18 protein-coding genes are annotated in these 23,900 nt (G+C 66.4%); 8 read left to right on the forward strand and 10 right to left on the reverse strand.

The annotated features are described in order from the left end of the window. Positions 1–4: 4 nt before the first annotated feature. Genes HMP09_RS04030 through HMP09_RS04045 form a run of 4 tightly spaced genes read right to left on the reverse strand, consistent with a single transcriptional unit; the run spans position 5 to position 8,746 of the window. Positions 5–3,391, reverse strand: a complete 3,387-nt coding sequence (locus tag HMP09_RS04030; RefSeq protein ID WP_176499294.1) for a cellulose biosynthesis protein BcsC — start codon at positions 3,389–3,391, stop codon at positions 5–7. Next, positions 3,388–7,740, reverse strand: coding sequence for a UDP-forming cellulose synthase catalytic subunit (gene bcsA / locus HMP09_RS04035; RefSeq protein ID WP_176499295.1), 4,353 nt, complete (start codon positions 7,738–7,740; stop codon positions 3,388–3,390). The genes HMP09_RS04030 and bcsA overlap by 4 nt, the downstream gene beginning before the upstream one ends. Beyond that, complete coding sequence (locus tag HMP09_RS04040) at positions 7,737–8,453, reverse strand: cellulose synthase operon protein YhjQ/BcsQ (RefSeq protein ID WP_176499296.1); 717 nt, start codon at positions 8,451–8,453, stop codon at positions 7,737–7,739. Before HMP09_RS04040 ends, bcsA begins: the two co-directional genes overlap by 4 nt. Beyond that, entirely contained in the window at positions 8,453–8,746 is a 294-nt protein-coding gene (locus HMP09_RS04045) for a hypothetical protein (protein ID WP_176499297.1), read from the reverse strand. The genes HMP09_RS04040 and HMP09_RS04045 overlap by 1 nt, the downstream gene beginning before the upstream one ends. A 753-nt stretch (positions 8,747–9,499) precedes the next feature. On the opposite strand from HMP09_RS04045, the gene HMP09_RS04050 reads away from it, so the two are divergent. The 3 genes from HMP09_RS04050 to HMP09_RS04060 are packed head-to-tail and all read left to right on the forward strand — an operon-like array spanning position 9,500 to position 14,566. Next, a complete protein-coding gene (locus HMP09_RS04050) occupies positions 9,500–11,089 on the forward strand; it encodes a ShlB/FhaC/HecB family hemolysin secretion/activation protein (RefSeq protein WP_176499298.1) in 1,590 nt (529 codons plus the stop codon). A 56-nt stretch (positions 11,090–11,145) separates the two neighbouring features. Beyond that, entirely contained in the window at positions 11,146–13,863 is a 2,718-nt protein-coding gene (locus HMP09_RS04055) for a two-partner secretion domain-containing protein (RefSeq protein WP_232090655.1), read from the forward strand. A 1-nt stretch (position 13,864) separates the two neighbouring features. Then, complete coding sequence (locus tag HMP09_RS04060; RefSeq protein ID WP_176499299.1) at positions 13,865–14,566, forward strand: L,D-transpeptidase; 702 nt, start codon at positions 13,865–13,867, stop codon at positions 14,564–14,566. Between the two features lie 137 nt (positions 14,567–14,703). On the opposite strand, the gene HMP09_RS04065 is transcribed toward HMP09_RS04060, so the two are convergent. After that, positions 14,704–15,279, reverse strand: coding sequence for a prolyl hydroxylase family protein (locus HMP09_RS04065; protein ID WP_232090842.1), 576 nt, complete (start codon positions 15,277–15,279; stop codon positions 14,704–14,706). Positions 15,280–15,903: 624 nt separating this feature from the next. On the opposite strand from HMP09_RS04065, the gene HMP09_RS04070 reads away from it, so the two are divergent. After that, positions 15,904–16,347: a hypothetical protein gene (locus HMP09_RS04070; RefSeq protein WP_176499301.1), complete on the forward strand. Its 444-nt coding sequence runs from the start codon at positions 15,904–15,906 to the stop codon at positions 16,345–16,347. A 208-nt stretch (positions 16,348–16,555) separates the two neighbouring features. Here the strand turns inward: HMP09_RS04070 and HMP09_RS04075 are convergent, their stop codons facing one another. Together HMP09_RS04075 and HMP09_RS04080 are read right to left on the reverse strand one after the other, a co-directional pair. Beyond that, entirely contained in the window at positions 16,556–17,470 is a 915-nt protein-coding gene (locus tag HMP09_RS04075; RefSeq protein ID WP_176499302.1) for a hypothetical protein, read from the reverse strand. 92 nt (positions 17,471–17,562) lie between these two features. Beyond that, complete coding sequence (locus tag HMP09_RS04080; protein ID WP_176499303.1) at positions 17,563–18,792, reverse strand: MFS transporter; 1,230 nt, start codon at positions 18,790–18,792, stop codon at positions 17,563–17,565. Positions 18,793–18,892: 100 nt separating this feature from the next. Between HMP09_RS04080 and HMP09_RS04085 the strand changes: the two genes are divergently transcribed. From HMP09_RS04085 to HMP09_RS04095, 3 genes are all read left to right on the forward strand, one after another. Beyond that, a complete protein-coding gene (locus HMP09_RS04085; RefSeq protein WP_176499304.1) occupies positions 18,893–19,801 on the forward strand; it encodes a LysR family transcriptional regulator in 909 nt (302 codons plus the stop codon). A 69-nt stretch (positions 19,802–19,870) separates the two neighbouring features. Continuing rightward, a complete protein-coding gene (locus tag HMP09_RS04090; protein WP_176499305.1) occupies positions 19,871–20,644 on the forward strand; it encodes a glucose 1-dehydrogenase in 774 nt (257 codons plus the stop codon). Next, the gene (locus HMP09_RS04095) at positions 20,644–21,540 is read left to right on the forward strand and encodes a glycosidase (protein WP_176499306.1); all 897 of its coding nucleotides are present in this window, start codon (positions 20,644–20,646) and stop codon (positions 21,538–21,540) included. The genes HMP09_RS04090 and HMP09_RS04095 overlap by 1 nt, the downstream gene beginning before the upstream one ends. Positions 21,541–21,585: 45 nt before the next feature. On the opposite strand, the gene HMP09_RS04100 is transcribed toward HMP09_RS04095, so the two are convergent. After that, positions 21,586–21,807, reverse strand: coding sequence for a hypothetical protein (locus HMP09_RS04100; RefSeq protein ID WP_176499307.1), 222 nt, complete (start codon positions 21,805–21,807; stop codon positions 21,586–21,588). A 232-nt stretch (positions 21,808–22,039) separates the two neighbouring features. Here HMP09_RS04100 and HMP09_RS04105 point away from each other — a divergent pair, with 232 nt between their 5' ends. After that, the gene (locus HMP09_RS04105) at positions 22,040–22,537 is read left to right on the forward strand and encodes a DUF2141 domain-containing protein (RefSeq protein ID WP_232090656.1); all 498 of its coding nucleotides are present in this window, start codon (positions 22,040–22,042) and stop codon (positions 22,535–22,537) included. A 4-nt stretch (positions 22,538–22,541) separates the two neighbouring features. On the opposite strand, the gene HMP09_RS04110 is transcribed toward HMP09_RS04105, so the two are convergent. Together HMP09_RS04110 and HMP09_RS18350 are read right to left on the reverse strand one after the other, a co-directional pair. Further along, complete coding sequence (locus HMP09_RS04110; RefSeq protein ID WP_176499308.1) at positions 22,542–22,682, reverse strand: hypothetical protein; 141 nt, start codon at positions 22,680–22,682, stop codon at positions 22,542–22,544. Continuing rightward, the gene (locus HMP09_RS18350; RefSeq protein WP_232090657.1) at positions 22,679–23,872 is read right to left on the reverse strand and encodes a TonB-dependent receptor domain-containing protein; all 1,194 of its coding nucleotides are present in this window, start codon (positions 23,870–23,872) and stop codon (positions 22,679–22,681) included. Before HMP09_RS18350 ends, HMP09_RS04110 begins: the two co-directional genes overlap by 4 nt. Between the last annotated feature and the right edge of the window lie 28 nt (positions 23,873–23,900).

The raw sequence follows: 23,900 nt of genomic DNA on the forward strand, positions 1-23,900 counted from the left end.
GCGTTCATTTGGCTCCCCCCAAGGACTGGCGCAATTCGAAAGTCGATCGGTAGTCGTCATACGTCCCGAACGTGTTGGCGCTGGCCGAGGCGCCGATCCGGGTGTTTGGGTTCAGGCGATAGAACAACGATCCATCCGCCGAAAAGGCGAAACCAGTGTTGCTCAGGCTATCATAGTAAGAGCGCACGTCGGTGTTTCGTGCTTTCAACGCATCGAGTTCGGCCTGTGCTGTTGGGTCGGTCGGATAGATCGGCGCGCGATCCTGTTCGAAGCTCTGATAGCCTGGCGCAACGCCCAGGCGCCCCTCCCACCGCGTCGAATTATACGCGTAGCGGATGGGCAGGCTCATGCTCAGGAAGCTTTGCGGGCTGAAATAGCCGCCATGCCCGTAGGTGAAGTAGTTCTGGTTGTTGTCGAACGCCTGCCAGTTGAGGTTGAGGCCGCCGGTCAGCGTCGAATGCCCGTCGCGGTACAGCGGCAAATAGCCCCCGGCGTTCGCCTGGTACCCGCGGTTCCTGCGGACGTTCTCGCCGGTATAGCGATAGCCGGAGACATCGGCGTAGACGCCAGTGCCTTCGTCATCCCAGGAAAGCGAGGCACCGCCGCCAGTCCGCATGACCTGACCCCAGCGTTCGCCCGTGACGGGATCGCGCGTGCCGGCATAGGATACCACGCTGTCGGTGACGGGCTCGCGCTTCACCCAGCCTTGCGCCGACACCGTGCGCGAGATCTTGGGCTTGGCGGTGAAGCCCCACGTCACGTCGGTATTGTCGAACCCGATCGGCGTCGACCCGACCTCGATCCGAACGCCGGGGCTGTCATACGAGGCGGCGACCGCGACGCCGGACGCATGCTGCGTATCCGCCTGGACCAGTTCGGAAGGCAATGCATTGACGATCCCTCTGGCCTCGGGCGTCGCATTGCGGCCGAACCGAGCAAGCGCAGAGCCGGTCGGGCGGCCGGAGTCGATCACGACCGGTGTTGCCGAGACGGAGACGCGGCCGCCAGCGACGCCGGTGGAGAGCGTCGCGGTACCCGACAATTCGCGCAGTTCGCTCAACCCGGTCTCGCCCGAGCGTTCGCGGAAGCCGAGCTTCATTTCCGCGCGTGGACCCGTGTCGTCGCTCAAACGCGCAATATCGTCGCGCAGGCGGATGAGCGTGGCATCGCCGCCAGCAACGCCGGCCTGCGGCACCGCGCCGTTCGAGGACGCATAGCCGCCCGGCGCGGAGCCGCCCGGTGCAAAGGCTCCGGGCGAAAAAGCCGCCGGTGTCGGAACGCCCGTCGAGCCGGCGCCGTATCCGGGCGCCACAGTGAACGCCATCGGGGCCGAAGACCGTCCGGGCGTCGAAGCCGGGATCGGTCCTGCGCTGAGGGCGAACGGGTTGGTGGCGACGATGGGTGCCTGTTCGGCTTGACGGAAGGGATTGCCCGAGCCCATGCCCGCGGCGAACGGATTGGCGCCGCTCAGCGGGGCACCTGTTCCGGAACGCGCGGCATAGGCAGCCTCGGCGCGACGCAAATAGCGTTTTGCCGCCCCTCGGTCGCCGCGGGCCTGCTCCATCTGCCCGGCAGCGGCGTAGATCTCGTAATCGTCCGGGTAGGCGGACAGCGCGCGGTCGACGGTCGCGGTGGCGACGTCGTGATTGCCGCCCGCACCTGCGCTGCCGATCAGGCCGATCAGCGCGCCCTTGTCCCGCGGATTTGCCGCAAGCACCATCTGGTACGTCTGCGCCGCCTGCGAGGGCATGTTCCCCGACTGGTACAACCGACCGAGCGCGCCCAGCACGTCGGCATTGCCCGGCGCCGCGGTCCACGCCTGTTGCAGCAGGTCGAACGCCTGCGCGTTCTGACCGGCGAGCCGCATCCGGTCCGCCTGCGACGACGCCGCGATGCCCTCGAGCCGGGCAATAGCCGGCGCCGCGGACGCGGATCCGGCCGATGCCGTCCGCGCGCGATCGATCGCGCTGGCGACCGCGGCATCCTGCCCGGTCCGTGCCAGCACGCGGACGATCGGATCGTAATCCGCCGCCGTCGCCGGGCTCGCGGCGAGTGCGCGCTCGGCCAAGGGAACCGCCCCGGCCTGATCGCCCAGATCGTTCAGACCGCCCGCGATCGCTGCCATCGATGCAGCGCTCAGCGACGGGGTCGTACCGATCTGGCGCAGCGTCGCGATCGCTTCGCCGCCACGGCCCTGCGCCGCGATCGCCTTGGCGCGCGCCACGGCAGCGTCGACGGCGATCTGCGCCTCGAAACGGCGGATCGCCGGCGTCTTCTGCGCTTCGGTCAAGCGCGACAACAACGACGTCGCCTGCGCCTGCCGACCACGCTCGTTGTGGAGCATCGCCGCGGCGTAGAGCGCGTCGGCGGTACCGATCGTCTGGATCGACTGGATCAGCGCCTCCGCCTCGGGCGCGCGTCCCTGCCCGATCATGTACCGCGCATATTCGTAGCGGATCCACGGGTCCGCCGGATCGAGCATCAGCCCGCGCTGGAACAGGGCATTCGCCTTGGCAGGATCGCCGTGCGTCGCGGCCTGCAACGCGTCGTTGCGCACCACGCGGCTTTCGAGCTGCGCCGGGCTGCCGCCGGCCGACCCCGCCTGGCGGGCCAGATCAGCCGAATCCGCATAGCGGCCCTGGCGTTCGTAGATGTCGGCCAGCAACGCCAGCGCGGGTCCGCGATCCTTGACGCCGGTACGTGCGAGCGCTTCGGCCTGGGCCTGCGCACCGACGACGTCGCCGGCCGCAAGCCGCGAACGCGCGTCGTCGAGCCCGGCGTAGAATTGCGCGGACGACAAGGCTTCCGACCAGCGCGCCCGGTTGCCGCGTGCCGAGGCTCGCGACAGGAGTTCGGCAGACTCTGCGAAACGCGACTGCCGCAACCGGACGACGCCAAGGCCCCCCGCCGCATCGGCATCGTTGCGGTTGCTGGCAAGCGCGGCCTCGAACTGGCGTTGCGCCTGCGCGAGATCGCCCTGGTCGAGCGAACGGAAACCCGCCGCGCGCGCATCCCCGCCGCGATCCGACGGTGTCGGTGCGGCTGCCCTGCGTGCCGGGGCCGGTACCGTGCGCGATGCGGTCGCTGGCGCGGGTCCGGGGCCGGTCATGCTCGCTGGAGCCTGCGCGGGCGCCGTGCTCGGTCGTGCGGCCGGTGCCGGCGCTGGTGCACTCGATGCCGACAACGCGCGACGGGCTTCTGCGTTCGACGGATCGATCGCGAGCGCGCGGCGATACGCGGTCCGCGCCAGATCGGCGCGGCCTCGTGATTGCCAATACCGCCCCTGCTGGACGAGTGCGCCAACCCCGGCGACCTGTGCCACCACGGGCTGGACGAGGAGCGGCGACGCGATCCCCGCGGTCAGCAGCGCAATCGTCGTGAAACGGATCATGCCTTGTCCTCCGACCCGAGCCGGCGACGCTGCTGACGCACCAGCAGAAGATACAGCGGTCCTGCCAGCAGCAGCGCGATCAGCAGCCCGCTCAAGGCCATCAACAACGGTCGCTCGCTGAACCACCAGCCGATCCGCATCCAAACCGGCAGCGATCCCGACCAATAGGTCTGGCCGACCGCGAAGCTGCGCATGCCCTCGCCATTGGTCACCGACAGGTCGCCTTGCACCTGCGCGTTGATCCGCTGTTCGGCGAGACCCTGGACGAGTTCGGGCAGATCGGCGGTATTGGTGCTCAACACCGCCACCACCGTCCGTGCCGCATCATAAGGCGAGCGGAAACTGACGAACCCGTCGAAACGCTCGGCCGTGGTCAGGAACGCGTTGGTCTCGCCGACATCGTTCGCACCATAGGGCGAGATCAGGCCGAAGACGCGCTCGACCGGCGTGCGCTCGGCCACGCGCAGGCTGCCATTCTCGATCCGCATCGGCGCACCGGCGAACAGCGCGGTCGCGCCCGCGGTCCGCGGAATGCCGATGACCAGCACGTCATGACCCTCGAGCCGGTCGCCATCGGCGGCCTGCGTGACGGTCACGCCCGTCGTCGCGGCCCCCGTCGAGTCGCCGAAGCGCCCCATCATCGCGAGGAACGCCTCGACGATACCCAGGTCGGGCGAAGCGGGCACCACGACGACGGTCTCGGCGAGGTCGGGGCTGATCGTGAACGGATAGCCTGCGTTCGCGAAGGTCGCCAGGCTCGGCATCCGCTGTGCATGATAGGCGTGCGTCAGGTCGATCGCGCTGTCGGGATCGATCGCGACGCGGACGTTCTCGGGCAATGTGCCCTCGCACCTCTTCTTGTTGCCGAGGATCAGGTTGTAATCGAAGATCAGCTCGTTCTGGCCGAACAGATTATAGTTGGGCAGTTCGACTTTGGCGCGCGCCTGGCTCGACGACGCGCCGTCCTGACCGCCGATCAGCGCCGTCCACCACGTCGCACCGGCCAACGGCAACGTCCTGAGATACTGGTTGTTGATCGAGATATCGAGCCGCGACGCGCGCCGATCGAGCCACGGCGCGGACGGATAGCGATAGCGCAGGTCGAGCGACGCGCCGCCCCGCGGCCAGAAGAACAGGTCGGGCGCGGTCCGGAACGCAGCCGTTAGCGGGCCTGGCGGAAGGCCGACGCCCTGCAACGCGCGGGGGTCCATGATTTCGCCCAGTTTGACGGCACGATCGGAGCGGAGCCAGCGCGGTGCGGCGTAGCGCGCATAGGTCGGGATACGGACACCGTCGAACGACGCCCCCGCACCACCGATCGTGCCGCGCCCGGTCGCGAGCGCCGCCGCGGCAAGCTTCAGCTCGCGCTCGTCGCGGCCCATCACCAGCAGCAGCTGGCCGAAACCATCGAACGGATTGCGCATCACCAGCGCCGATGGCCCGGTGATGTTCGGCACGTAGCTACCGACGCGCATGCCGGGACGCAGGAATACGATCGCGTTGCCGCGCGGGATGCGGCCATAGCTCGGCTTGAACGCGAACCCGCGATAGCTGGCCAACTGCCCGAACCACGATGCGACACTGGCCGCGGCTTCGAGCTCGCCGTTGGAGGGCGCCGCGCCGAACACAAACGGCAGGTTGAGCGGCAGATTGTCCGCACGATCGAAGAACGGCGATGGCAGCCGGGCAAGGTCCGGTCCGAGCGGCAGTCGCTGGATCGTCAGGTCGAGCGCCGAACGCGTATTGCTGACGTTCGCCCAGAGCGAGCTGTGGAACGGGTCCTCGCAATCGCGCGTGTAGTGGCCGATCAGGCGCAGGTTGAGCTGGTTGTCGCCCGGCAGGAACAGCGCGGGATTGACCGCCATGGTGAGTTGCTGGCCGCCGGCGCCGTCGGGCGTGAGCCGAACCGTGCGGACGACCTCGCCGTTCAGGATCACGACAAACTGGCTGAGATCGGGCAGCAAAGCCGGCGACCAGGCCAGCGCGAGCGTCAGGTTGGCCGCGGTCACGACCTCGTTGCTGCGAAGGCCGAACGGGATCGCGATCTCGCCGCGGGTGCCCGCAAGGCGGATCGCGCTACGGATACGCAGGTCGCGGAACGTGAGGCGTTCCTGGCGGATACCACCCGTCGTCTCGGGCGCCGATACCGGAACCACTGCCGCCTGCGCGGCCACAGGCTGCGGCAGGCCGACGCTCATCACCAGCGCGGCGGCGGCAAGCGATGCCGTCGCAGCCTTTAGCCGGCTCCGTTCGCGACGACGTTCCGCGCGGTTGATGCCGAGCAGGCGCTTCAGCGTGACGAGATCAACGACCAGAATGTCGCGGAGCGAGCGCAGGGTCGAGACCGGACGCCGCGGCGCCTCGGGCTCCCAAGCATCGTTGCGACCCATGACGGCGCGGACGAGTTGACGTAATTGAAGCATGTCGAGTTCCAGAAACCGCATGGTGGCCATGGTCTTGTCGACGCGTAGCGTCTGGACCGGGAGCGTGAGGATCTCATCACCCATTGGCAACGCGACGTGCGTCACCGCGCGGTCCGCGAGCGTCACGCCGGGGGGCGCCGTAATCGCGAGCCCGCCCATCGACAGATCGATCGTCTCCGAATCGACGACGTGGCCGTCGGCAAAATAGAGCGTCGCCGGCAACTGTACGGGGATGCGGATATATTCGCGGACCTGTCGCGTCTCGCGCGCGACCGACACGGCAGCGAGCAGGATGACGAGACTGAAGACCGCCCACACCGTGTTCAGCACCAGCGTATCGCCCTGGATGTTGAACAGGTGCGCGAAGAACACATATTTGACGACGCCGAACACTATCCCAAACAGCACCAGCCCGATGCAGATCAGGTGCGGACGCGCGGTCGCGGTATCGAAATGCGTCTTGTCGAGCAGCGAGCCCTTGTCAGTGACGTTGAACTTGCCGCCATGCGGCCGGAACAGCGTTACGACGGTCGGCCGGACGAGGTGGAACGCGAGGATCGTCTCGTACACTTCGCCCCAGAACGGCCGGCGATCGCCACCCTGCAACCGCCCGCCCGAAACCTGCGCGCAATAGAGATGTGCTGCGGCATAGGCGAAGATCATGCCTGCAGAAGCGTGGATGATGTTCTCGCCAAGGATCAGGTACGCCAGCGGACTGGTCAGGAAGGCGATGCGCGGCAGCGGAAACTGGAAATGCAGCATCGCATTCAGGTAACAAAACCGCTGTTGCAGGCTCAGCCCGCGGCCGAACAGCGGATTGTCGATGCGCAGGATTTGCGTCATCCCTCGCGCCCAGCGGATACGCTGGCCGATGTGCAGCACGAGCCGCTCGGTCGCGAGCCCGGCCGACAGGCGTATGCCGAGATACGCGGTCGACCAGCCCATGCGTTGCAGGCGCAGCGCGGTATGCGCGTCCTCGGTGACGGTCTCGAACGCGAATCCGTTGGTGTCGGCGAGCGCCTCGCGGCGGATGATCGCGCACGATCCGCAGAAGAAGGCGGCGTCCCACAGATCGTTGCCGCGCTGGACCGCGCCATAGAAAAGGTCGCCCTCGCCCGGCAGGTCGCGGACCGAACCCAGGTTGCGCTGGACCGGATCGGGCGAGTAGAAATGATGCGGTGTCTGGACGAGCGCGAGTTTCTTGTCGCGCTGGAACCAGCCGACCGTCATCTGCAGGAACGCCCGCGTCGGCACGTGATCGCAGTCGAAGATCGCGATCAACGCGCCTTCGGTGTTCGACATCGCCGCGTTGAGGTTGCCCGCCTTGGCATGGTTGTTGTCAGCGCGCGTGATGTAGCCGCAGCCGACAGAGCGCGCGAACGCGCGGAATTCGGGGCGGCGGCCGTCGTCGAGCAGATACACGCTATACCGATCGCGCGGGTAATCCATGTCGAGCGCCGCGATCACGGTCGTCCGGACGATCTCCAGGCTTTCGTTATAGGTCGGGATATAGACGTCGACGGTCGGCCATTCGTGCGGCTCGCCCTGAGGCTCGACCGACTGGCGATCGAGCGGCCATGCGGTCTGGAGCACACCGAGCGCGAGGATCACCCAGGCATAGAGTTCGGCAAGGTACAGCCCTAGGCCGAGTACGGTGCCAAGCGCGCTTTCGAATTCGAGCGTCGCGGTGGTCCGCCAGAACAGATAGCGCGTCGACACGACCAACGACAGCAAGGCGAGCACCAGCGTCCCCCGACGCGATTTCGACCGGCCGAGCACGATCGCGCCCAGGATCGAGACCCCGGCAAAAATCCACTGCGACTTCAGGTCGAGCGGCACCGTCACGACGACCAGCGTCAGCAAGGCAGCGACGACGATGCCGAGCGTATCGGCGCGAAACGCCTTGCGGACCGATCCGCGCGTCATTCCGCTGGCTCCGTGGCCGCGACGAGGCCGCATCGGGCCTCGATCGCGATGGTCATCGCGGCGAGATCGGGGAGTACCACGCTCTGCTTGGCGTAGCGCGCAATCGGCTGGAACGATGACAGCGCCTCGTTCACCGCCTCGTCGCGGCGGACCGTCGCGATCAGAGCGTCGCCGAACAGCGCGCGCAGGAAGATCTGCGAATGGCGCGACAGTTTGCGCGTGTCGTCGACCTGGTTGAGCACGAAGACGGTCTGTTCGAGATCGATCGTCGGCGTCCCCGGCTGGACCTTCGTCAGGGCCGCGAGCGACGTTGGCTGCGGCACGAGCGCGCAAAGATGCAGCGCGGCGTGCGGCAACAGGCTGGTCTTCAGCGCGAGGTCCGCCGAGGCCACGTCGGCCAGCACGATCCGCTGGCTATCGAACGGTGACGCGCCCGAGCGCGCGATCAGGCGCCCGAACGCGCCGCTCTGGACGGCAGCATAGCCCGACAGCAATTCGACGCCATCGACGACGATACCTTCAGTCGTGGCATCGGTCATCGCCGGAATTTCCTGCGCGGGCAGCATCCCGAAGAACAGCTTCAGCGCATCGGCGTGCGTGAAGTCGATCGCGGAGACATCATGTCCCCGTGCGGCCAGGCCGAGCGCAAGACGCGCCGTCAGAAACGTAGTTCCAACGCCGCCGACCGGCGAATGACACAGGATCAACGGCATCAACGGCGCTCCGCATTGTCGTCGGAAAGGCCGGACAGGAACGCGCGCAGGCTGCCGCCCTGTCTCTGGCCGGGCTCGCCGCGGGCCGACATGTCGTCGTAATCGCTCAGGAAATTCCTCACGGGCGCCTTATCCACAGACGCGCGTTCGGCACGGCCGACGACCCGCTCGTCTTCCAGCAACGCGGCGAACAGAGGCCATGGCTCGACATCGGCAATGGGGTCGGCGAACTGGCGATACTGGAAATCACGCTGTCCCAGTCTCGCTAATAGTGCCTTTGCATCGGGTCGCATCTGGAACTCCTTGTCGTCAGACCCTCCCCCAAAAACCCCATCAATTGGTTAATACTCACGATGATTTATCTACAATCAAAAGAATACCATGTGCAGCACGGGTGGAAAAATCACTTAGTATCGAAGCGTTACGGGAATATTTTGAGCAAGATACGAGAGACGGTACCAGCAAAACCTTGGCGCCTCACCTTACGTGCAACCGTTTTTGATCGCGGGACATACGCGCGCTGATCGGTCCTGCGACCGGGTTGGCGATCGATTCGCCTGACCCGGTACGCATATCAATTCTGTTACAACCAAAATTGCTCGCAATTTTTAGGGACCGTCGAGAAATCGAACGGCGGTGAATTGTAATTATATGACCGGTAAATCAGGCATTTAACGCGCCTCCAATTTAAAATTTAACTTGCGGTTAATCTGAATCAGGTACACAGATCAAGAGAGTTGGAGCTGATCAATCGGCGCGACCGCCGCGACGGACCATTTGAAGTCCGAGCTAGCTAGTCGCACGCAGATACCGTGGGACCGACAATAGTCGAGCCATATCAGCTTCCAAGTCTTCGTCCTCGCTTAGGGCGCACTAACCTTTCCTCGAACGGCTCCCGCTGCTGCGGATGGGAGATCCGTGCCTTCCATCCGCGGTGACTTTCGAGGTGTTCATGTACAAGTCGACCCTATGGGCCGCTGCGCTTGCGGCCGCGAGCCCGGCTGCCTTGCTGATTTCGACGCAATCGGCGCTGGCGCAAGGTTCCCGTGGGTGCAGGTGGGCAACTCCAGCAGATTCCTCCGACTCCGCTCAACGACACGCCCGCGCCCGATTTCGGGTTCGAACGCAAGACACCCGTCGTCGTTGCTGCCACGGGTGGCCCCAAGACGCTCGTCCGGTTGCTGCGCGTGACCGGTGCGACGCTGTTTCCCGAAGCCGACTTGATCGCCGCGTCGCAGTTCACGCCGAACAGCGAACTCGACCTGTCGGACCTGAAGACGCTCGCGGCGCGGATCACGTCCTATTACGCCAGCCGCGGCTATTTCGTCGCGAACGCCTACCTCCCCGAACAGGACGTACGGAGCGGCGCCGTCACGATCGCAGTAATCGAAGGCCGTTTCGGCGCAGTCGGCGTGAAGAACGAGTCGCGCCTCTCGGATAGCGTTGCGAACGGCATTCTCGCCGGGCTCGACGTCGGCGACCCGGTCGCGGTCGCACCGCTCGAACGTCGCTTGTTGATGCTGTCGGACCTGCCCGGCGTACGCGTGCAATCGACGCTGAGCCCCGGTACCGCGGTCGGCACGTCGGACCTGCTGGTCGACATCACGCCCGGCCAGAGCATCACCGGCAGCGTCGAGGCCGACAATGCCGGCAACCGCTACACTGGCGCCTATCGCGTCGGTGGGTCAGTCAACTGGAACAACCCGACCGGCTCGGGCGATGTGCTGAGCCTGCGCGCGCTGACGTCGTTCTCGGGGCTGGCATACGGCCGCGCGTCGTACCAGGCGCCGATCGGCCAGGTCACGCTGGGTGTCGCGTTCGCGCATCTCGACTATTCGCTCGGCAAGGAATTCGACAGTCTCGACGGCAGCGGCAACGCCGACGTTGCCAGCGTCTATGCCAGCTATCCGCTGATCCGGTCGCGCGACAGCAATCTGTACGTGACCATCGGCGGCGACGTGAAATGGTTCGAGGACCGGATCGGCATTGTCGACGTCACCAGCTACCGCCGCGCGCAGGTGATCACGGCTGGGCTCAGCGGCGACGAGCATGATACGCTGCTCGGCGGCGGCTGGAGCGCGTATTCGCTCAGCTATTCGGTCGGCAATCTCGATATCCGCGGCGCCTATGAACGCTCGGTCGACGCGCTGACCGCGCGCACCGACGGTCGCTACGGGAAGCTGCAGTTCAGCCTTGCGCGGTTGCAGACGATCGCCGGCCCGCTGTCGCTGTTCGCCTCGGCGCGCGGGCAGATCGCGTTTAGCAACCTCGACATCTCCGAGCGGATGGAGCTGGGCGGCGCCTATGCGGTGCGCGCCTATCCCGAGGGCGAAGCGTATGGCGACCAGGGTTATGTCGCCACCGCCGAGGCGCGACTGGCACTGCCGCAAGTCGTGCCGGGTGCGCTCCAGCTGTTCGGGTTCGTCGACGTCGGCGAGGTCGATTACGTCAAGCACCCGTATTTCGACGGATCGAACCACGCCAAGCGCAGCGCGTACGGCGCCGGGCTAAGCTGGGCGGGACCCTATGGACTTGCCGCCAAGGCGACCTACGCACGCAAGCTCGGCGACGCGGATGCGACGTCCGCTCCCGACAAGTCGGGCCGTGCCTGGTTCCAGGTTTCGAAGACCTTCTGACCGCACCCTTCGCCCCCGAATTTTGCGGCCATCCGCCGCCACCAAGGATACCGCAAATGACCCCCATCCCCTCGTCGATCAGAAACACCAGACGCCCCGCTCCCACGGCCACGCGCATGCGGCGCGGCGGGTTGTTCGGCACCACCGGTCTTGCGCGGTTCGCATGGCTGATCGGGTTCAGCCTCGCCGGCACCGTGGCGGCACGGCCGGTCGAGGCGCAGACGCTGCCGACCGGCGGTGAGGTCGTGGCTGGCCAGGCGAGCATCGCGACCGGCACCAAGTCAGTGACCGTGACGCAGACCAGCGACCGCGCGGCGATCAACTGGCAGTCTTTCTCGATCGGCAAGGGCAAGAGCGTTGTCTTCGACCAGCCGGGCAGCAGTTCGGTCGCGCTGAACCGCGTGCTGGGTACGGACCCTTCGGTCATTCTCGGGAATCTGTCGGCGAACGGCAAGGTGTTCCTGGTCAACGCGAACGGCATCCTGTTCGGCCAGACCGCGAACGTGAACGTCGGCGGACTTGTCGCCTCGACGCTGAACATCTCCGATGCCGATTTCCTTGGCGGCAAGAATAGTTTTGCCGGCACCAGCAACGCGTCGGTGCAGAACGACGGCCGGATCACCGCAAAGAACGGTTATGTCGCGCTGCTCGGCGCGAACGTCGGCAACGGCGGGACGATCAAGGCGAACTTCGGCACGGTCGTGCTGGCGGGTGGCGAGGCGATCACGCTCGATGTCGCGGGCGACGGGCTGCTCAACGTCGCGGTCGACAAGGGTGCAGTCGGCGCGCTGGTCCGCAATGGCGGGCTGATCCGCGCGGATGGCGGCAAGGTCGTGATGACCGCGCAGGGCGCCGGCGACCTGCTCCACACCGCGGTCAACAATACCGGCATCGTCGAGGCGCGCACGCTGCAGAACCGCGGCGGCACCATTCTCCTGCTCGGCGACATGAAGACCGGCACCGTCAGCCTCGCCGGGACACTCGACGCGAGTGCCCCGGTCGGCGGCAATGGCGGCTTTATCGAGACGTCGGCGGCCACCGTCAACGTGGCGGACAGCGCCAAGGTATCGACCTTCGCACGGTCCGGCGCGACCGGCATGTGGCTGATCGATCCGCAGGATTACGTGATCGGCGCAGGCGGCAATATCTCGGGCGCCACGCTGTCGGCGCAGCTCGTGACGACCAGCATCACGATCAGCACGATCCCCGCGGCGGGCGACACGACCACCGGCAATGGCGACATCTTCGTCAACGACGCAGTCGCGTGGACCGCGTCGGGCGTGCCGACGACGCTGACGATGAACGCGTTTCGCGACGTCAACATCAACGCGCCGATCACCGCGACCAACGGCAACATCGTCGCGTGCTGCGGCCGTGACGTAAACGTCAACGCCGACCTGACGACGACCAACGGCAGCATCCTGCTGAACGCCGGGCGCAACGTGCAGGTGTTTCACGCGATCACCACCACTGATGGCAACATCGCGTTGTGCGCAGGGCATGACGTGATGATCGATGCTGCGGTCACGCTCACCCGCGGCACGACGATCCCCGCCCAAAGCCTGGGCTTGCCGGTCGGGCTGACGCTGATCGCCGGGTCCGACGGCACCGGGCCGGGCGTCAACGGCGGCACGATCGTGTTCTCCGCGCTGTCGCCACCGACCACGGTCACCGCGGCGCCGGTGTCGATCAACTACAACCCGGTCTCGTACACGACGCCGACCGACTTCTCGACCGAGTTCGTCCTGACCGAAGGCGCGGCGATTACCCAGCGCATGCTGCTGTTCCCGACCGCCCAGAAGGTCGCCGACGGCACCAATACAGCGGTGCTTAGCGGGTTCAACACCAACGCTACGTCGGGAACGCCGACCGGCGTCTCGCTGGTCGCCGGCCCGAACGCGACCGCGACGTTCGACAGCACCGGCGAAGGCACGGGCATCGGCGTCAGCTTCAGCGGCTACACGCTGACCGGCGCCAACGCGGACCAATATGCGCTGGCGAGCTCGTGCTGTGTCGCCGGGTTCCGGACGACCGGGACGATCACGGCGGCTCCAGCACCGGCCCCGGCTCCAGCGCCGGCCCCCGCTCCGGCACCGTCGCCAGCGCCTGCTCCAGCACCAGCGCCCGCTCCGGCACCAGCGCCCGCTCCGGCACCAGCGCCGGCCCCGGCACCAGCACCGGCGCCCGCTCCGGCACCAGCGCCAGCTCCAGCACCAGCTCCGGCACCGGCACCAGCGCCTGCTCCGGCACCAGCGCCCGCTCCGGCGCCAGCACCTGCTCCGGCGCCAGCGCCTGCTCCAGCACCGGCGCCTGCTCCAGCACCGGCACCGGCACCAGCACCGGCACCTGCTCCAGCGCCTGCTCCGGCACCGGCACCAGCGCCTGCTCCGGCACCAGCGCCTGCTCCGGCTCCAGCACCGGCACCAGCGCCTGCTCCGGCACCAGCGCCTGCTCCAGCACCGGCGCCTACGCCTACGCCTACGCCTACGCCTACGCCTACGCCGACTCCCACACCCGTGCCGGACTTGCCCAACGCCACGCGGCCGCTCCTCGACGTGCCGCCCGTCCCGGTTCGTGTTCCGACGCCGCCGACGATCGATATCGTCGAGGGTGGTGTGACCTATCCGGCGCCCGAGCGTCCCGGGTTCGTAATCGTCGAAACGCCCGACACGCCGCCCGTGCAGCCCGTTCAGCCGCTGTTCGTGCAACCCACGCCGCCGACGCCGACCGCACCAGTCGTCCCGGTCTATCCGCGCAAGCAGGCGCGCCATTGATATGATCGATGGCCAGCGCCGGCGCGTGACGCGGCGAGCAAACCGGCGCGTCCGTCTCGGGCTGCTCGCCCTCGGGATCGCGGTCGCGTCGCCGGTGGTGGCGCAGCCGGCGACCCAGACCACGCCCCAGACCACGGATGGCGCGCAGTTCAAGGGCGAGTCGGTTTCCGCCGACGCGCGCGCTACGGCAAACTGGGTGGCGGCATCGCACGACAATCACGCGCTGCCGTTCGTCATCATCGACAAGGTGAATGCGAAGGTGTTCGCGTTCGACGGCGCTGGCCTGTTGCGCGGTGCGGCGCCCGCATTGCTCGGAATTGCGCGTGGCGACGACAGCGTGCCGGGGATCGGCCAGCGCAAGCTCGCGACGATCACGCCGCCGGAGCGCACCACGCCCGCGGGACGGTTCCAGGCGTCGCTCGGTCGCGATTTCGAGCAGGACATATTGTGGATAGACTATGACGCGGCGCTGTCGCTGCACCGAGTGATCAAGGGGCGGCGCGTGGACGACCGCGCCGGGCGGCTCGCCTCGCCGAGCCCAAGCGACAACCGGATCTCCTATGGCTGCGTAAATGTGCCGCCGGGGTTCTACGACGGGGTCGTGAAGCCGCTGTTCACCGGGACTGTCGGGATCGTCTACATCCTGCCGGAGACGAAGCCGTTGCGCAGCGTGTTCGCCGTGCCGATGCGCGCCGAAGGCTGATCCTCCCTTTGCAAGAGGGTGGCTGGCACTGGCCCGACAGAGGGGAGGACACCAAACGGGCGTGATCGCGCCCTCCCCCTCCGTTGCCTGAAGGCGCCACCTCCCCCTTGCGGGGGAAGATTAATCAGCTTGGCGCTTCACTGGCACCAAGGGCGTTCGCGGTACCATTTCGTCAGAACGTATTTGACGCCCTGCTCGACGGGCATGCCTTGGTGGAGCGACCCCGGGTTCGGCGCACCATAGTCGTCCATATTGTTCCAGATCACGAGATTGCCCGCTTTCGGCGCGATCATCACGCCCGCGGTCGGGTAATTCGTCCGCCCCCCCGCTTCGGGTTCGTTGAGGAACGTCATCGCCGACCAGGTGCGCTGGCCGCCCATCGTCACCTGGTCCAGCCAATAGGGCTGCCCGGTATCGAAGAAGTCGTGATGCGGCTTGAACTCCTGCCCGACCGCATAACGCTGCCCCTGCAAGGCCTCACCATAGCGCGGCTCGAGCCCGGTGAGCAGGTCGAGCTTGGTCTCGACTGCGGTAACGGGCGCAGGACCGGGATAGAGATAACAGGTTTCACTGGTGCGATGCGACGAGACCGGCGCATCGCCCACGACTGGCGACGGCACCCGGTTGGCGTCGATGAGCGCGATCAACGCGGCACATTCGTCGAGCGTCAGAAAGTCGCGGACGATGTAAAGCTCCATGCCGTTCGCGGGCATCCGCACAGCACCGGGATAGCACAGTAGCTGATCGCGAATCTGCGCAGCGGAATCCGCCCTGCCAAGCGCCTCGATCTGACCGTCGCGTCGATCGGGAAATCCGGTGTCCGGGACGGCGCATGAAACGTCGAGATTGGCCATAAAGTCCGCACCGCTCCTGATACTCGGCAGGTAGAGTATGATGCTGATTTTTAAAGTAGATTAAGTTTTTTACAAGCTGCATCCTTTGGCGCGGATCGACGTTTCTCCTGTACGACCAACACAGGTTAGGCCGGTGGCGCGACTACATCGCGAACTGTTGCTCTCATGGATGCGCGTAAGTCGCACCTACCGAAGAGTTCGTAAACATCCCCCTCTGCTGCCGGCGTGAGCTCTGGATGACGCTATTTTATCGACATCGGCGGAGACTAACCATGAACCCGAGATTTCTCGTGGGCGCTGGACCGCGGTTCGGCGTGCATTTTCCCTTGCAGGACCAACGCGTTTCGCAGCGCATCAAGGACCGGCAAACCGAGCGCTTTCGGTAAGCACGCGCGGGTCGCGCGCTGAACGCGAGCCCGACCCACGGAAATCTTATCAATTCTACTCTTACTCGTCCTCGCGCCTCGCGGGGCCCGGATAGTCATGCTTAAAAATCTTCTCGCCGGCGCTGCGGCGTCGCTGCTCGCGGTCCTTCCACAACCCTCGACCGCCCAGACCGTGGTATTGCCGGGTGCGCTGTTGCTCGCGGGCTACCGCGCCACCTGCGGACCGGTCGACACGATGATCCAGCCGATCGACGACATCGCCGCCGCCTATAAGGGCCGCATCATCCTCCACCCGCGCGTCCTCGACTTGCCGCGCGCACAGCAACTCTTCTGGTACACGCACGAATGCGCGCACCAGATCTTCGGGCCAGGCGAAGCCGCCGCGGATTGCTGGGCCGTGCAGCAGGGGAAGATCCAGGGCTGGCTCACGCGAGACGAACTGACGAAGCTGGGCGGGACGATGCGCTATTATCCGGGTGACGCCACACATACCGACGGCGCGGCGCGGGTCGTGGCGATGGATGCCTGCTTCGCACGATAGGCGGAATGGGCACGCGATCGCTCACCGCATATCGAACACGATCATCGTAGAACTTTAGTCGGTCCGCGAATGCTCACGGCAATGGTCGTGCGACTGTCGGGCACTATCGCGGCGGCCGACGATCATCCCGTCCTCCGTGTTACCCACAGGCGCGCCGATCGATCACGATCTGCCGCGCGCCTGAACCCATCCGCTGGCGTCGATGCCTCTAGACCGAGCCGGTCCGCATGAGGCTGCGAACGTCATCCGTAACCTGGTTGTTGGCGCCGAGCCGCTCGATCAACTGCGCCGGACGGCTCCCGCGCAGGCCAGCGGTCGTCAGCTGCGTGTCGCGGACATAGGTGTAGACGCCACTGACCGCGAACGCCTGGACATACGCGATATGCGCCGACTGTGCAGCCTGCGTCGCCACGAACGTCTCGGAGTCGAAGAAGGCACGGCGTGTGAGCGGGGTTTCGAATGCCAGTTCGACCACCGCGATCAAGGCACGTTCGGCAGGCACGCTATGATCGACGTTGGGCGCGGGCGGCGCGGGCGCGGCATTGTCGTAGCGGTCCGGCAGGTGCAGGCGCAGTTTGAGTACCGCCGGGTCCGCCGCCAGCGTCTCGGCGAAATCGGTCATGAACGTGCCGAAGGCGTCCGCATCGTCGCTCGCCGCGCCGAAATGGACGTGGATCCGGTCGAAGCCGTCGTCGCCATTGGGGATGGGATCGGCGATGCGGTCGACCAGCGTGCGCGAACCGTCGGGCAGCGCATAGGCGACGGTAGCCGCGAACATGTTCTGTTCGTCGGCGAACAGGATGTGGCTGGCGGCGTTGAACACGTCCTGATCCGCCTTTGATGCGAAGCCAATCTCGACTCCGCCATCGAGCTCGTAATCCGCAAACGGCGAGATCCCGTCGATGACCGGCCAGAGATGCGCGTCCTGTTCGCGGTCCAGATGGTTCTGGACGTACCAGCCCAACCCCGGAATGCGTGAACACAGGGGACCGTGGACGTCCCGCCAATAGGTCGCGAAAACCTCATGCGGGACGCGGGGACGGCGCAGCACTGTCGTGTAGCTGTTGATGACGATGCTGGCATCGCGCTCGGCATAGTCGGTCGTGGTCGAGACTTTGGGCATGATTGTGTTCCTGATCGCGGAAAAAGATCGAACGTTCGAAGGCGGGGTGCAGGGCCAGCGCGGGAGAGGGAATGTCCGCGTGAACCCGATCGTTACCCGGTGCTGCGCGACTGCAGACGGTTGACCACCGGCGTGACGAGCACCGCAAGGATCGCGATCGCGGCGGCGACATAGCCGACTGCGCCCAGTCCGAGATGCTGGATCACCGAGCCGCCGATAATCGCACCGAGACCGATGCCGGCGTTCGCCATCGACACGTTGAGCGTGCCGGCCAGCGCCTGCGCGTGGCTCGCCGACTGCATCACGCGGACCTGGCAGATCGGGTAGAGCGCAGTATTGGCGATGCCCCAGACGGCGAGCGCCACCGCGAGCCAGGCATGCGAGCCCGCGACCAGCGTCGTCGCCGCCATGCCGACCGCCAGCACCAGCGACGTGATTGCCGTCACCAGCAACGGCCCGCGACCGACGAACTGTCCGCCCAGCCAGTTGCCCGCAAGACCGACGATGCCGAAGCCCATCAACCACCAGCCCACCTGCCCCGCCGGGATATGCGCGATCTGCTCCAGCGTGTCGGCGAGATAGGTATAGGCGGTGAACATCGCGGTGAAGACGATCACCGACAGCACGACGTTGCCGAGGAAATACGGATCCTTCAGGATGCGCGCCTGTTCGGCGAGCTTCACGCGCGCCGGCCGTGCCAGCGTCGGCATCACGACAAGCAGCAGCACTGCCATCAGCAGCGACAGCCCCGACAGTCCCCAGAACGTCCCGCGCCAGCCGAATGCTGTCGATGCGAGCGTACCGAGCGGAATCCCGAGCACCATCGCGCCGGAAATGCCGAGATAGACGTTCGCGACGGCCTTGCCCGCCTTTTCAGGGCCTGCGAGTTCACCCGCGGTTTCGCTCGCCGTGCCCCAGAACACCGGGAGTGCAAGCGCCGGCAGGAACCGCGCGAGGCCCAGGATCCAGATATCGGGTGCCGCCGCGGCCAATGCGTTCGCGGCCGCGAAGATCACGAGGATCACGACGAACAGCCGCTTGCGTTCGAAATGCGACAGCATCGCCGTCAGGAACGGTCCTGCGAGCATCACCGTGAACGCGAAGAGCGTCACGAGCTGGCCGGCGACGGTGATCGAGATGCCCAGGTCGCGCGACAGGCTCGGGAGCAGGCCGACGATGATGAACTCGGTCGTGACGATCACGAAGGCGGAGATCGCCAGCAGCAGCACGGCCAGGCCATGCCCTGCGGACTTCGCGCTGGGTGGTGAGGCGAGCGGTGAGGCGGGCGGCGCGGCATTAAGAGGACGAACGGGGGACGACATGGGCAAGCTCCTGTAGCTGCCGTCTGTACGCGCGACAAAAACAGGCGTCCTGCGGCATGTTTTCGCGTATGGCGGGACAATAATTCCAGAATGGATGCGCATGATCCCCTCCGAACGGCTCAAGGGCATCGAAGCCTTTGTCTCCACCGCCGACGCCGGCAGCTTCACCGCGGCCGGCGTCCGGCTTAACCTGACCAACTCGGCGGTCAGCAAGAGCGTCGCTCGGCTGGAAGCGCGGCTGGGTAGCCGGTTGTTCGAACGCACCACGCGCCGGCTCACGCTTACCGATGTCGGCGCCGCCTTCTACGAAACCTGCGTCCGCGTGCTCGACGACCTTGCCGACGCCGAAGCTGTGCTCGCGGCGCACCGGTCGGAGATCGTCGGGAGACTGAAGGTCGACGTGCCGATCGCGTTCGGGCGGATGCAGGCGATGCCGTTGTTGCTCGCCTTTGCCGAACGCCATCCCAATTTGCGCCCGAGCATCACCTTTACCGATCGGAAGATCGACCTCATCGAGGAGGGCATCGACGTCGCGATCCGGATCGGCGCGTCGGAGCCGTGGGCGGACAATCTCGGTCACCGCCATCTCGGCAGCGAGCGCGTCATCATCTGCGCCGCGCCCGCCTATCTTGCACGGCGCGGGACACCGTTATCGGCGGACGATCTCGCTCGGTTCGACTGCGTCCTCTACGGGCGCAGCGACGGCAGCACGATCAAGTGGCGCTTTGCCGACGGCACCGGCGGTATCGACGAGCGCACGATGGATGGCCGCATCGTCCTCGGCAGCGCAGAGGCTCAGGTCGGTGCGGTCAAGGCTGGTTTCGGTATCGCGCAACTCGCGACCTGGCTGATCGAGGACGAACTGGCGCGCGGCGACCTGGTCGAGGTCCTTCCCGAACTCGCGACCGCCGGGCTGCCGCTGCATCTGGTGTGGCCACGACGGCGGCAACTCAGCCCGAAGGTGGATGCTCTGCTGGATGCGCTGACCAGCGGCCTGCGGATCGCATGACGGCGAGGTGAAAAGCGCGTCATCCCGCCAAATCCTGCAACTCGCAATGCCATCGCCGGTTGAGGACGGATGACCCTCTTCAACGATCAAATCGCCATCGTCACCGGCGGCGAGTCCGGGATCGGCGCTGCCTGCGCCAAGGCCCTGGGCGAGGCCGGCGCGCGCGTCGTCATCACCTATTTCAAGGACGCGGCCGCGGCGCAGGCGGTATGTGCGGCGATCGGCGGCACCGACCGCGCGATCGCCGTCCAGGCCGACGTCAGCGACGAGGCGGCGATCGAACACCTGTTCACGCAGGCGGAAAGCGCGTTCGGCACGGTCACGTTGCTAGTGAACTCGGCGGGCCTGAACATGAGCGGCGTGATGCTCGTGGACATGGAACTCACGCAGTTCGACCGGGTCATCCGCTCCGATCTGTACGGCCCTTTCCTCACCTGCCGCCGCATGGTGCGCGCGCTCGAAGACAAGGATGCCAAGGGTCGGATCGTCAACATCTCGTCGATCCACGAACGCGCACCGCGCCCCGGCGGCGTCGACTATGATTCCGCGAAGGGTGGCCTGTCGCAGCTGACGGCGACGCTGGCGCTCGAACTCGCACCCAAGGGCGTTGCGGTGAACGGGGTCGCGCCGGGCATGATTCTGACGCCGATGAATCAGTCCGCGCTCGACCATCCGCAGGAACTCGCCGCCAAGGAAGCCGCGATCCCGTGGAAGCGCGCCGGACGGCCCGACGAGGTGGCGTCGCTGGTGACGTTCCTGCTGTCGCCCGCCGCGGATTACATTACGGGCACGACCGTGACGATCGACGGCGCGCTGTCGCTGACCGTCGCGCAGGGCGCGTGATGATCACCTACGCCGTCGAGCAACTCGACACCGTCACGATCTCGGCCACATCGGTGATCGACGGCATGGACCTGATGAGCCCGTTCGTGTGGCAGGAAGGCGACCTCTACCGGATCATGGTCCGCGGCGTTCCGCACCCGCTCGGGCCGCACGACCCGACCGGAATCATCGCCCGCGGCGAGAGTCGCGACGGCCTCTCGTTCACGATGGACCCCGGGCTCGCGATCACCCCCGGTCCCGGCGCGGAGGACATGGGTGGGTGCGAAGACCCGACCGTCCTGGTGACGCCCGATCACGAATACCTGATCTATTACACCGGCGTCGATGCGGACCGCGCGCAAGGCTGCATGATCCTTGCCGCGGGCCATGACCTGACCGCGCTGGTAAAAGAGGATCTGGTGCTCAAGGCGCCGCCCGGCGAGGGCAACATCAAGGAAGCCACGCTGGTGCAGACGAGTGCCGGCGACTGGCGACTGCTTTACGAATACGCGGCGAACGGCGCCTCGCGGATCGGCATGGCCGGCGGCCCGACCGCGAAGGGTCCGTGGACCGTGCTGCCCGATCCGTTCGGTATCCGCGAAGACAGCTGGGACAATTGGCATTTGTCGACCGGGCCCATCTGGCAGGCGGAGGGCTCCGACTCGGTCATGTTCTACAATGGCGCGACGCACGATGCGCGCTGGAGGATCGGCTGGATCAGCTTCAGCCCGGACTTCGCGCGGGTCACCGGACGCGGTCTGGAACCGCTGCTCGTGCCGCCGCCTGCACTGAGTCGCGAGGCAACCGATATCGCCTTCGCCGCATCCACCGTCGCGGATGGTGACCGGATCGCACTCTATTATTCGCTGGAGGACAGGATGCTGCGACGCGCGCTGATCGGACGATACAGCCGCTGACCGCATTAAGGGTCGCGGACGGCACGCCGTCCGCGACCCCCCGTTTTACCCGTGGGCGCGGGCGGCGGCCTTCTGTGCGCGCGCCTGCTTGACGTAGTGGTGATGGGCGGCGACGCACCCGATGGCGGCACCGGCAACCGCATGCCCCTTGCCGACGAAATGCCCACCGACGCCACCGGCAGCAGCACCGCGGATGCAGCCCTTCGCCAAGACGGGGGACGCCGTCATCGCGAGGAGCGGGAGAGCAAGCAGGGGAATGAAGCGCATGTGGGTATCCTTGAAAGCACTACAGGGAGACCTGAAATACCGCTCAAGCCGCCATCGTGTTCCGTGAGAAATGCGTCATGTTCGAGATAGGGTCACCGCTCGAACACAGCGCAAGCTGTCCTCGCTAAGATATTGAAGAGCAAGCGATCTTGCTGCGAACGACAAGTCCGCCCGCCCGGACACGCTGCGCTGGCGTTGCATCCCGATCCGAAAAAGCCGAAAGCTCTGAACCATGATTGCCCTGTATCTCGCTGCGTTGTCGATGACGCCGAACGCCGCCATGAAACCGACCGGGCCGGACGCGGCGAAATGCACGGCGGGTAGCACCCATTCCGCCATGCTCGTCGTCGTCGCGGGGTTCAAGGCGCGCACCGGCACCGTGCGCGTCCGCACCTTCGGCGGAGCGCCCTCGACCTATTTCGACAAGAAAACAGCGCTGTTGCGGACCGAAGTTCCGACGCCGCGCGAAGGTCGGGTCGCGATCTGCATGCCCGTCGATCGGCCAGGCATCTACGCGGTCGACGTCCGTCACGACATCAACGCCAACGACAAGACCGATCGCAGTGATGGCGGCGGGGCGTCCGGCAACCCGCACGTCACGCTGTTCGACATGCTGTTCTCGCGCAAGCCCGATCCGAAGATCGTCCAGGTCCGCGTGGGATCGGGCACGACGGTCGTGCCGGTCACCCTCACCTATTTGCAAGGCGGATCGCTGCAACCGATCCGCTGAGCGATCACCAGCCGATCGCGCCGCCCAGCCTGAACGTGCGGGGGCGTAGTGGCGTGTATTCGTTGCGTGCCGCAAGCGCGAACGGGTTGCCGCCGGCAAAGCGATCGCCTTTCACGTCGAACAAATTCTCGACCGTGGCGGTCAACGGGACGGTGTTCCTGGTCCATGTGCCGCCGAGGTGCGTGCTGCCATATTCGCCCTGCGCAATGTCGAGTGGCGCCTGCGTCCCGACGGTCGAGCGCCCGACATAGCGCCAACCGGCATCGACGCTCGCGCGCGCCGCGGTGCCGACCGACCATTCATAGCCAATGTCCCCGAGACCGCGAAGGGCGGCGTGTTGGGCAAGCGAGCGCCGACCTGCCGCCGCAGTGCCGGATCCGGATCGGTGACGCGCGTCTCGTTGAGGAACATCGCCATGTCGATCCGGAGGCCGGCCAGTGGAACCCAGTTGGCGCTCGCCTCCAGCCCGTAGATATGACTGTTGCCGAGATTGGTGGTGAACGGAAAGCCGGATCGATCGACCAGGTCCGCCTGGATATGCCGCCAGTCGGTCAGCGATGCGCCGATCGATGCGGCAAGCCCCAGCGGCCCCTGCCGCTCCCTGCGCAGGCCGATCTCCGCGACGTGGATGGTATCGGGAATGAGGTCGGCAACACGGCCGACGCCCGGCGCCACGGTAACGCCGCCGGTCCGAAAACCCGACTGATAGCGCGCATAGGCCGCCAGCGTCGGGGTCAACAGCCAGGAAGCACCAAATGTCGGATCGAGCCGGGTCGAACTGCGCCCGCGGATGTAGGTCGTCGTCTTCAGCCTCGCGATCGGATCGCCGTCGGTGCGCTGGTGCGTCAGTCGTGCGCCCGCGGTGATGGTCAACGCCGGGCTGATCGCGATCCCTGCTTTGCCGAACACCGCGGCATCCCGCGTCCGGTTGGTGACGCCGACGATGTCGCGCAACCTGTCGGGCGCACCATAGCGGCGCGCATACGCATCGCGCGCGTGAATGAGCGCGACACCGATCAGCCAGCCGGCGCCGTTCGGCCTTGCGCGGGACAGCCGCGTCTCGTGCGAGAACAACCGGCTGCGCTCGTCGGTGTCGTAGGCGATCGGCGTATCCGGCCGGATCGGTCGCGTGGCGTCGAACCGGCTTTCCGCATCGCGGTGGACGAACCCGGTCGCCGAGACGAGGTGCAGCCCGTCTTCCCAACGCCTGTCGACGACGACACGCCCGAGGAAATATTGCTGGGTGAACGGCTGGGCGAGCAGCGACGCGCGCGACAGCGGCGCCATGCCGCGCTCGGCATATTGCAGGTCGGGGGCGGTCACGTTCTGGATCACGGCGCCCGCGTCGATCGTCCACCCGCTT

The organism is Sphingomonas sp. HMP9 (assembly GCF_013374115.1).
In the GTDB taxonomy this organism is placed as follows: Bacteria; Pseudomonadota; Alphaproteobacteria; order Sphingomonadales; family Sphingomonadaceae; genus Sphingomonas.